Annotated in this window: 6 protein-coding genes; all 6 read left to right on the top strand. The window is 43.6% G+C overall.

Annotation, left to right across the window (positions count from 1 at the left end):
- Positions 1-344 precede the first annotated feature (344 nt).
- The 6 genes from gcvP to I2I33_RS11010 all read left to right on the top strand — a co-directional run bounded on the left by gcvP (position 345) and on the right by I2I33_RS11010 (position 10,952).
- A complete protein-coding gene (gene gcvP / locus I2I33_RS11035) occupies positions 345-3,233 on the top strand; it encodes an aminomethyl-transferring glycine dehydrogenase (protein WP_087421484.1) in 2,889 nt (962 codons plus the stop codon).
- 78 nt (positions 3,234-3,311) lie between these two features.
- Positions 3,312-3,875, top strand: coding sequence for an RNA polymerase sigma-70 factor (locus I2I33_RS11030; protein WP_229128277.1), 564 nt, complete (start codon positions 3,312-3,314; stop codon positions 3,873-3,875).
- 294 nt (positions 3,876-4,169) lie between these two features.
- Positions 4,170-5,345, top strand: coding sequence for a FecR family protein (locus tag I2I33_RS11025; RefSeq protein WP_087421486.1), 1,176 nt, complete (start codon positions 4,170-4,172; stop codon positions 5,343-5,345).
- Between the two features lie 23 nt (positions 5,346-5,368).
- A complete protein-coding gene (locus tag I2I33_RS11020) occupies positions 5,369-6,511 on the top strand; it encodes a TlpA disulfide reductase family protein (RefSeq protein WP_229128276.1) in 1,143 nt (380 codons plus the stop codon).
- A gap of 9 nt (positions 6,512-6,520) precedes the next feature.
- The gene (locus tag I2I33_RS11015) at positions 6,521-7,498 is read left to right on the top strand and encodes a hypothetical protein (RefSeq protein ID WP_087421488.1); all 978 of its coding nucleotides are present in this window, start codon (positions 6,521-6,523) and stop codon (positions 7,496-7,498) included.
- Positions 7,499-7,583: 85 nt separating this feature from the next.
- Positions 7,584-10,952 carry a SusC/RagA family TonB-linked outer membrane protein gene (locus I2I33_RS11010; protein WP_087421489.1) on the top strand — a complete coding sequence of 1,123 codons (3,369 nt, stop codon included), beginning with the start codon at positions 7,584-7,586 and terminating at the stop codon, positions 10,950-10,952.
- Positions 10,953-10,964 lie beyond the last annotated feature (12 nt).

Here is a 10,964-nt window from a genome sequence, read left to right as displayed (position 1 = left end):
TTCTTTTCCATTACTGTTTTTCTTTTCTGCAAAGGTACAAACTTATATCCGTATACACAGCTTTTTTACTATGCGCCGTCTCTTGTAATATAACACGGTGAAATCGAATTCCTAGAAGGAGTTGTTATATCTTCTTTGAATAAAGGGTATATTCATGGTAATATTTCGGTAAAATTTTCAACTGTACTTGAAAATTCTTGTGTTTGTAGGAAAATATTCGGTTATGATTGAATATATATTCCTATGCTGTTTTTTTGCAAGGACGAGAATTATGTCTATTTTTACACAATCGTTGACGAAACGGTGTAATTGAATATAAATCATTAATAATTAGAATAAATTACATGGCAACAGAGAAATTTTTGTGGAGACACATAGGGCCACGTCCGGAGGATATTGAAAATATGCTCAAAGTGGTTGGTGTTAGTTCACTTGACGAGTTGATCGAGCAAACCGTGCCGGAGTCTATCCGTTTGAAAAAAACGTTGGATTTGCCGGCTCCTCTAACCGAGTTCGAGTTTATCTCTCGGATGAAGGCGGTAGCTTCAAAAAATAAATTATACAGAACCTTTATCGGTCAAGGATATTATGACACGATTACCCCTGCCGTGATCCAACGGAATATTTTGGAGAACCCGGCTTGGTACACGTCATACACTCCCTATCAGGCTGAAGTTTCACAAGGTCGTTTGGAGGCTTTACTGAATTTCCAGACGATGGTGGTGGAACTTACCGGGATGGAAATTTCTAACTGTTCGTTGCTTGACGAGGCGACGGCTGCTGCCGAGGCCATGACGATGATGTACGGCCTGCGCGGCAAAGAGATGAAAAAAGCGGGTGCCAACAAATTGTTTGTTGATAACCAGATTTTCCCGCAGACGAAGGACGTGTTAATCACCCGTTCTGCCCCGCAAGGAATCGAGTTGGTTTATGGTGATTATGACACGTTTGAATTTACCCCGGATGTATTCGGTGCTATTATCCAGTACCCGGCTGCTAACGGTGAGGTTCGTGATTACAAGGCTTTTGCTGATCGTGTACACGCGAACGGTGCATTGTTGTCGGTTGTGGCTGATATGATGAGCCTCGTGTTGCTGACTCCTCCGGGAGAATGGGGTGCTGACGTGGTTGTGGGAACAACGCAACGTTTCGGTATCCCGATGTCTTACGGTGGACCTCATGCTGCTTACATGGCAACGAGAGAGGAATACAAACGTAACATCGTGGGACGTATTATCGGTGTGACGATTGATGCACAGGGAAATCATGCATTGCGTTTGGCTTTGCAGACCCGTGAACAACATATCAAACGGGAGAAAGCTTCTTCCAATATCTGTACTGCCAAGGCTTTGAATGCCACGATGGCCGGATTCTATGCCGCTTATCACGGTCGGGAAGGATTGGAAAGAATTGCCCGTCACATTCATTCTGCGGCCGTGATTCTGGCCGAGGAAATCCAGAAATTAGGCTACAAGCTGAAAGTGGATAAATTCTTTGACACGTTGCGTTTCGAGTTGCCGGAGGGTGTTTCTCAGGCTGCCGTTCGTGACGCTGCCTTGGAGCAGGAAATCAACTTGTTTTATTGCAACTGCGGTTGTGGTAAAGTAGTTGGTTTGTCAACTGACGAGAAGATCAACGAGAAAGAAATCAACACGTTAATCGGTATTTTCGCTAAGGCTGCCGGAAAGACTGCCGAGCATGTCGAATTCCTTGACGATCGCACGGTGCTTGACCCGACGATGTTGCGTGACGACGAGATTCTGCAACAATCCGTGTTCAACATCTATCACTCCGAGACCGGAATGATGCGTTACATGAAGAATCTGGAGAGAAGAGATATTTCTTTGGCAACTTCTATGATTTCTTTGGGATCTTGTACGATGAAATTGAATGCTGCTGTTGAGATGTTACCGATTACGTGGCCGGAACTGGGTGCTATCCACCCGTTTGCACCGATGTCTCAGGCGGAAGGTTATCAGCAAATGATCCGGGAAACCGAAGAAATGCTGTGCAAGGTGACCGGATTTGCCGGATGCAGTTTGATGCCGAATTCCGGTGCCGCCGGAGAGTATTCCGCATTGATGGTGATCCGTCAATATCATATCTCTCGCGGAGAGGGGCATCGTAACGTGATCCTGATCCCGGCTTCCGCTCATGGTACGAACCCGGCTTCCAGTACGATGGCAGGTTTCAAGATTCTTGTTACCGCTACTGACCCGGAAGGAAATATCGACGTGGAAGACTTCCGTAAGAAAGCTATCGAAAACCGGGATAACTTGATCGGAGCGATGATCACCTACCCGTCAACTCACGGTATTTTCGAGGAATCAATCAAGGAATTGTGCAAGATCGTTCACGAGAATGGCGGGCAAGTATTCATGGATGGAGCCAACATGAACGGGCAGTGTGGTTTGACCAGTCCGGGAGAGATCGGTGCTGACGCTTGTCACTTGAATTTGCACAAGACGTTTGCTATGCCTCACGGTGGTGGTGGTCCCGGTGTTGGCCCGATCTGCGTGGCGTCTCACTTGGTGAAATTCTTACCGTCACACACGATGGTGAAGACTGGAGGCGAAGAAGGTATTCACGCCGTGGCTGCCGCTCCTTACGGTTCAGTTGGAATGTTACCTGTAACTTACGGTTACTTGTTAATGTTAGGTGGCGAAGGTTTGGCTATGGTGACCAAGATGGCGATTTTGAACGCGAACTATCTGGCTTCATCTTTCGAGAAATTAGGATTCAAGATTCTGTTCAAGGGATCGAAAGGTCGTGTAGGTCACGAGATGATCTGGGATTGCAACATGTTCAATAAAGAATACGGAATTTCTGAGTTGGATATTGCCAAACGTTTGATGGACTTCGGTTTCCACGCTCCTACCTTGTCATTCCCCGTTCACGGGACCTTGATGGTTGAGCCGACGGAGAGCGAGCCGAAAGAAGAGTTGGATCGTTTCATCGAGGCGTTGAAGACTATCCGCGAGGAAATGATCGAGGTGGGTGAAGGTAAAGCCGACAAGACGGACAACGTTTTGAAGAATGCACCTCACACGCATAAAGTGTTGACGGCTGACGAGTGGTCTCACGCTTACCCGCGTAGCAAGGCGGCTTACCCGCTTGCATGGGTGGCTGAGAATAAATTCTGGCCGCAAGTAGGTCGTGTGGATGATGGTTATGGTGATCGTAACCTGATGTGTACCTGCGATCCGCTTGAGTCATACACGGACGAGAAATAAATTCTTTTAAATTATAGGGAAAGCGTTTCATGTTGAGGTTGAAACGCTTTCCTCTTCTTATTTTCCATGGAGGAAAGTATGTTAGATCAAGATGTTTTGTTGGATTTGTTGGCACGTAAGGATAACCGGGCTTATCAATATTTGTATCAATGCTACTACGTGGCATTGAAGGCTTTGGCAAATTATTACGTGAAGGATAATGACGTGGCGGAAGATCTGGTGCAGGATGTGTTTATTTCTTTGTTGGAAAGTGACTACAAGTTCAAGACGGAGAATGACATCAAGTATTTTTTATACAGTTCTCTGAAAAATAGATGTATTAGTCATTCCAGAAAACAGAAAGTCCGGGATAAATATTACCGGGATGTTGTGTCCTCGCAGAATGAAGAGGAACATTTTTGGGATAAGGTGCTGGAAGAGGATGTTTATGCCCGGTTGATGGCAGCTATCGAGACTCTGCCGCCTCAATGTAAATTAGTCATGTTGATGACCTTGGATGGGTTGAAAGCGTCGGAAGTTGCCGAGCGTTTACGTATTTCCGTGGATACCGTGAAGGATCATAAAAGCAACGGGAAGAAGAAATTGACTGCCCAGTTAAAAGATGCAGAGTTGCTCTGTTTGATTGGGTTCCTTTGGTTGTGACACTCGTCACAGAAGTGTTATTTTTTTAGGTGTAAAAAAAAATTTAGGAGACACCCCCCTTTTGGGAGGTTGTGCGTTTTATTTGTAGAACCGGGAATGAAATAGGTTTAAACGTTCCTTTATTACGATTATAAAGGTGGTTTAATAACGAAAAATCTACTAAATCATTTTAATTGGAAAACGCTGATTACAAACGCCTTAAGAAAAAGCAAAATTCCAACGTAAAAAGGGAAATCTAAATATTAAAAATATCAATAAAGGAACGTTTAATGCGATTTTATAAATTGTATATTGATGAACGATAAAGAAATGTTATTCAGAATATCCTTGTTGATTTCTAAGAATTTATCTGGGAATATCACGAAGGAGGAACAAGCCGAATTAGATTCGTGGCGGGAAGAATCCGAATATAACAAGAAGTTATTCGAGCAAATTTGTTCGGAGACGGTAATGCGTGAGAAACTTACTCAATATAAGAGTGCGAACGTGCAGACTGCGTTTGATACCTTTGTTAAAAGGAGAGAGAAGCTACATTCTCGTCAGCGCTGGATAGGAAAGTTATCCCGTTACGCGGCTATTTTTATCGTACCCGTGTTGGCCGTGTTGTTTTATTATAGCCAGAGAGAGAACGTTGAAATAACTGAAGAACCACAATCCAAGAGTGGGGTGGTTACGGTTCAGAGAAATTTGCCGGTGCTGACGCTTTCTAACGGGAAAGAAATGGTCTTGTATAATCAGGAGTTACTGCTGGAAGAAGAGAACGGGGTGAGAATTTCAGTGAATGAAGAGGGGCGTATGCAATATGACCGGGCGGATTCCGTGGGAACGGAAATGGTGTATAACACTTTGACAACGCCTTCACAATGTGATTTTACGTTCACTTTGGCAGATGGAACAAAGGTGTGGATGAATGCTAAATCTTCTTTACGCTATCCGGTTGCTTTTCAGGGAAAAGAACGGGTGGTTTACGCGGAGGGAGAGATATATCTGGAAGTGGCCCGGGATGAGAAACATCCGTTTTTCGTGATGCTTAACGGGATGAAGGTGGAGGTGTTGGGAACTTCCTTTAACGTGAATTCCTACGCGGATGAGAATTACACGGAGGTGACACTGGTGGAAGGACACGTGGCGGCTTACGTGGACGACAAGAGCTACGATCTATTACCAAGCCGACAATTACGCTGGGATAAGGAGAATGAATCCGTGGATGTAAGAACCGTGAATGTTAATGATTATATCGCTTGGAAGAAAGGGCAATATGTATTTAAGGGCCGGTCTTTGGAAGAGGTTGCTAAAGTATTGGAGCGTTGGTACGACGTGGAGATCATCTTTGAGAATGAAAAAAGTAAGGAGACGGTTTACACCGGGGTAATTAATAAAGAGGAGAATTTTGATGCTTTTGTCTTACGATTGAGAGAGACGTCATCTCTATCGTGTCGGATGGAAAGTAATAGATTATATGTCAAGTAATTTTAATCGTAAAGAAAAATTGTATGAAAAGAATTTTAGTATTAGGATGTTTGTTGATGTCATTTGTCGGGCTTTTCGGGCAAAATGAAACCTCAAAAGAGACGAAAGATTGTACGATTCAAGGGGTGCTAGATGGTGTTTATAAAGGAACGAAGGTTTATTTGGTGGAGGAAGAGGAGATTAATGGTGCGTCCAAGGTGATTGATAGTTGTGATGTCAAGGATAATCGTTATACGTTTGTTATAAAGAATGTGACTGTTCCACGGATGTATTTTGTGAAAAGTGGTGATCCGAACAGTTTGAGCCCGATCACTCCGGTTTGGGTAGAGCCGGGAAATGTGAAAGTTCGAGCTAATTCTGAGTTTTTTGTGAATTGTACAGTCACGGGAACGGCTAATAACGAGATTTTTAGTGCTTACAATGCAGAGATGAAACATTTTGTGGATAGTATGCTGCGTTCGGCTAATATCGATCGGTTGTTGAATAGAAATCAATCACAGGCGGAGCAAGATAGAGATTTTAAAGCTCGTACGGCTCAACATAATAACAGATCTTTGCGTTTGCAGGAAGAATTAGTTCGCAGGTATTATGATCAGGCAATAGCACCGTTTATGATTTTCTGGGAGATGAAAGCGAACGTTACTCTTGACCAGTTAAAAGAATTACGTGTCATGGTTTCCCCGAGTCTGAACGGACATCCTTACACGAAACAATTGGATGAATATATTCGTTTAGCTGAATTTAAGGTAGGGAGCGATATGCCGGATTTCGAATTACCGGATAAGGATGGAAAATCGTTTAAATTGAGTAGTTTGAGAGGTAAGTACGTGTTAGTCGATTTTTGGGCTTCTTGGTGTGGTCCGTGTATGCGGGAAATGCCTAACGTGGTGAAACTGTACAAAGAATGTAAAGGGAAGAATTTCGAGATCGTGGGTATTTCTTTGGACCAGAAGCGTGATGCATGGTTGAATGCCGTGGAGAAGAACAAGATGAAGTGGATTCAAGTGAGTGACTTAAAGTCTTGGGCAACCCTTCCCGTGAAATTGTGTAATGTTTCGGCTGTACCTTATACCGTTTTGATCGATCCTCAAGGTAAAGTGATCGCCTTGAATTTGAGGGGGGAGGAGTTAATTAATAAGGTGAAGGAAGTTTTGAACAAGAAATAACAGGAATACATGAAACATATATTTTTGATTATAGGATTAGTAAGTGTTCTTACTTTTCCGGCGGAGGCCAAAGGACGCCCTACCGTGATCAGCGCGGAGATTTACGGGTATGTACGGGATCAGGTGTATTTTGATTTTCTGGAGAAAGAGGGGATTAATATGGAATTCCCGTATAAGGAGGGACAGGTGATCGAGTTTACCGTGGACTTGGACGATGTGACCACGTTGGTGTTGAATACATTTATCGAGATGTATTTACAGCCGGGGGATTCTATCCATGTGAAACTGACTTACGATGGAAAACGTTACGAGTCGGTGGAATTCTCCGGAACCCCGGCAGCGGTCGCTATCTGTTCTGCGATAAATAAAAAGGAGATGTTACAGCGGGAACGTCGTTATAAAACTAATATCCCGGCCATGTTGGTGACTCAAACTGACGCGAAGAAGTTTCACGCGGCAACGGTGCAGGAAGTGAAAGATGAGGAGAAGATTATAAGTGAGGTGAAAGATCAGGTTGATCCCCGGGTGTATAATATGGCGATGGCGCAAATTGAAGGAACCTTGTTGACGAATCTGATTACCTATCCTTATGCGAGTGCAGATTTTCACAAGAAAAAATTGGAGGATTGTCTGGCCGAGGATTATTGGACGGCTTTGGATGATTACAAGCTCCGGACGGATGAGGCGTCATTGAGAAATCGGGTGTATATGGCTTTTCTCTTACCTTACAAAGATTATATGCGTCGCAAAGAGGCTCATGATCAAGGGAAGGATTATCAGCCGTTGATTTCTTTGGAGGAACAATATAAGGATGTGGCTGCTTTTTACAAGGGGTCTTTACAGGATGCTGCATTATTCGTACTCCTGTACAATTCAATCACATCCAATGGAGATTTTAACGTGATCGAGAAACTGGTAAAAGATTATTTGAAAAAGTATAATAAGAATAAGGAATACAAGAAGATTTTGAATCAAGTGATGCAGTAAATTAAAAAGGGGAAATGTATTGCAGTACATTTTCCCCACTCTGAATTTTAATTTAATTTCTCTAAATTAAAAGCAATACAAAATTATGCAAAAAAAGAAGTGTCTATGTAGAGATTTAATCATTAAATCGATTTGTTGTGTTTTTTTATATGCTTTGCTGCCAATTTCGTCTGTTTTGGGGCAGGAACAGGATTATAAAAAAACGAGAGTAACGCTGAATGTGAAGGATATGAAATTGAACGACGTGCTTGATACGCTGGCATCAGTGGCTAAAGTACGATTCTTTTATAATCATTCGCAAATAGATGTTAATAGGAAAGTGTCCTTTGATGTGAAGGATCGAGAACTGGATTACGTGTTGATGCTTGCTTTGGGAGATCAACCGGTGTCTGTGGAGTACCAGATGAATCGTGTTGTGGTTTTGAAGTATCAAAAACCGACACAAGGAGTAACTATTTATAAAATTAACGGAACTGTTATTGATGCATCCACGAAAGAGCCTCTTCCCGGTGCGAGTATTATCCTGAAAGAGAATAAGGGGATGGGAGTGGTGACGGATTTTGACGGGAAATTTTTTATCGAGGTTCCTCAGGGAACATCTGCCTTGTTGATTTCATTCGTTGGCTACGAGGAAGAAACGATTACGGTGACTGGGGATATGAAAGATTTGGAGATCAAGTTGACGGCGAAAACCACGGAGATCGAAGACGTGGTGGTGACGGGTATGGCACCTCGTAAGGTGGAAAGTTTCTCGGGTGGTTATGTTTCCGTGAAAGGGAGCGAGTTGAAGAAGATAAGCCCGAATAATCTGTTGAAGGCTTTACAGGTTTTTGATCCGAGTTTTCGTATCGTGGAAAATAATAATGCCGGTTCGAATCCGAATGCCATGCCGGAATTCCGCTTGCGGGGTGACGTGCAGCTAGGAAACGGTGGGGTGGATGCTAATAGCATGGAGATGATGATGGGGGATTATTCTCAACGCCCGAATATGCCGCTTTTCGTGTTGGATGGATTTGAAACCACCTTGCAACGGATTGTTGACTTGGACCCGGAACGTGTGGAATCTATTACTATTTTGAAGGATGCTGCTGCAACGGCAATTTACGGTTCGAAAGCCTCTAACGGGGTACTTGTCGTGGAAACGAAGAAACCCCTTCCGGGAGCGTTGAATATTTCATACAGTATGAATATGGGTATTTCTGTACCTGATTTGTCGGATTATAATTTGATGGATGCGGAAGAGAAGTTGGAATACGAACGGATGGCCGGGGTATTCAGCACGACGAGCCAGTTGAATTATTACAATAAATATAAAGAAGAAATTTTAAGAGGGGTTGACACGTACTGGTTGTCAGAGCCCTTACGGACGGCCGTCACTCACCGCCACACGTTGACAATGGAAGGTGGAGATGAGGCGTTAAGATATAACTTGGGAATAAATTATTCAAGAGAACCGGGAGTGATGAAGGAATCTGGGCGTAATAGCATGGGATTGAATCTGTCTCTTCAATACCGTCGGAAAAAATGGAATATCCAGAATCAATTGAGTCTGGCGAACGTGAGAGGGGATAATTCTCCTTATGGTTCTTTCAGTCAATACACGAAACTGAACCCGTATTATCGGAAAAAGGATGAGAACGGACGTTATACCAGTCTTTTGGACCAGAAGAAGTTACCGGGCGAAGGGGGAGGAACGGTGAATATCGTGAACCCGTTGTATAATTTGTTGTGGAAATATAAGGATTTCACGGAGAATTTTAGTGTCGTGGATAACTTTAATATCGAGTGCGCGATTCTGGAAAATCTCCGGGTGTCAGCGGGAGCATCTATCACGAAGGGTACTTCCCGGATGGAGGTTTTCAAATCGATGAACCACACGGACTTTTTAACCGAGACGGATTTGACCAGAAAAGGGTCATACAGCAAGAGTACAGGGGATAATGTTTCTTGGAGCGTGAATGCTTCTGTAAGTTATAACTACACGAAGGATAAGCATTTGTTAAGTGTGTTCGGACGTTGGAACGTGGATGAGAACAAGAGTAATAGTGTAAACTTGTCGGCTATGGGCTTCCCGAATGATAATATGGATGACTTTTTGTTTGCCTATAAGATGGAAGACCGGGTGAGCGGGTCGGAATCGACTTCCCGGACGGTCGGAATTATCGGGCAGCTTAGTTATATGTATGATATGCGTTTCTCGGTAGACTTTAGTATTCGTGGGGATCTTTCCTCGCAATTCGGGTCGAACACGGGTATGGCTCCTTTCTGGGCAGCCGGGGCTCGTTGGAATGTACACCGGGAAAAATGGTTGCAAAATACTTTCATCTCGAACTTGGTGTTACGTGGGTCATACGGTGTCACGGGTTCGCAAAGTTATTCTCCTTACCAAGCGAAAGAGACTTACACCTATGATGATTTGTTGTTCCCCTACCCCTCTTCGGATATATTGGGAGCGCAGTTGAAAGGTATGGGTAACCCGGATTTGGGATGGTCTACGACGAAGAATCGTAGTTTGGCGATAGAAGTCGGACTATGGAATAGTCGGGTAAATGCATCCTTCTCGTATTACAATAATTACACGGATGAGTTGCTGTTGGATTATAATATGGCTCCTTCTACCGGGTTTGAAAGTAAAACCATGAATGTGGGAGCTGTTGAAAACGAGGGATATGATATTTCGTTAAGCGTGATGCCTATTCAGGATTACGAAAGACAAATTCAATGGAGTATTTCAATGAACGGTTCGCATAATCGTAACGTGATCAAGAAGATTTCGAACGAGATGAAGGCTATGAACCAGAAAAATCTGGAGAAAAAGAACGGGAGCCCGGAGGCTATTTACGAGGAAGGGAAATCCACCACCCAGTTGTTCGTGGTTCCTTCTTTGGGAATTGATCCAGCCACGGGGCAAGAAGTGTTCTTAACCCGCAACGGGGAGAAAACCTATATCTGGGATCCGCTGGATAAAGTGGCAATCGGTGACACGGAACCAAAATTGAGAGGTTCTATTTCTTCTGCGTTTACGTATAAGAATTGGAGTGTTTCTCTGGCTTGTTCGTACGAGTTGGGAGCATGGTGGTATAACCAGACGCTGGTAGATAAAATAGAAAATTCAAGTGCTGCTTATAACTTGGATCGCCGGGCGTTATCACATCGTTGGAGCGAGAATAACCGGAATGCCCGTTACAAAGCGATAACGATGACGAATCAAGATACGGGAATGAGTAGCCGTTTCGCTCAGAAACGGAATGAATTGTCATTTACGTCTTTGGCAATCGGTTATCGTTTTGACCCGAAGAATTTTAAATTCTTGCAAGCGTGCCGGATTGCCAGTATGTCGCTGAACGCCACGATGGAGGAATTAGGTCGAATTTCATCGATCAGAACGGAAAGGGGATTGGATTACCCGTTTGCCAGAACGTTCAACGTGTCGTTGTCGGTATTGTTTAATTAAAATGAGGAGGAG

The organism is Butyricimonas sp. BSD2780061689_150309_C8 (assembly GCF_015560935.1).
GTDB classification, from domain to species: Bacteria; Bacteroidota; Bacteroidia; order Bacteroidales; family Marinifilaceae; genus Butyricimonas; species Butyricimonas paravirosa.
The sequence above is the reverse complement of the archived record's forward strand: the minus strand, read 5'-3'. Positions and strand labels throughout refer to the sequence as shown.

Excerpts from the sequence above, each read along its gene's own strand:
- I2I33_RS11010 (WP_087421489.1), top strand. The coding sequence starts at position 7,584 with ATGCAAAAAAAGAAGTGTCTATGTAGAGATTTAATCATTAAATCGATT.
- I2I33_RS11015 (WP_087421488.1), top strand. The coding sequence starts at position 6,521 with ATGAAACATATATTTTTGATTATAGGATTAGTAAGTGTTCTTACTTTT.
- I2I33_RS11025 (WP_087421486.1), top strand. The coding sequence starts at position 4,170 with ATGAACGATAAAGAAATGTTATTCAGAATATCCTTGTTGATTTCTAAG.
- gcvP (WP_087421484.1), top strand. The coding sequence starts at position 345 with ATGGCAACAGAGAAATTTTTGTGGAGACACATAGGGCCACGTCCGGAG.
- I2I33_RS11030 (WP_229128277.1), top strand. The coding sequence starts at position 3,312 with ATGTTAGATCAAGATGTTTTGTTGGATTTGTTGGCACGTAAGGATAAC.
- I2I33_RS11020 (WP_229128276.1), top strand. The coding sequence starts at position 5,369 with ATGAAAAGAATTTTAGTATTAGGATGTTTGTTGATGTCATTTGTCGGG.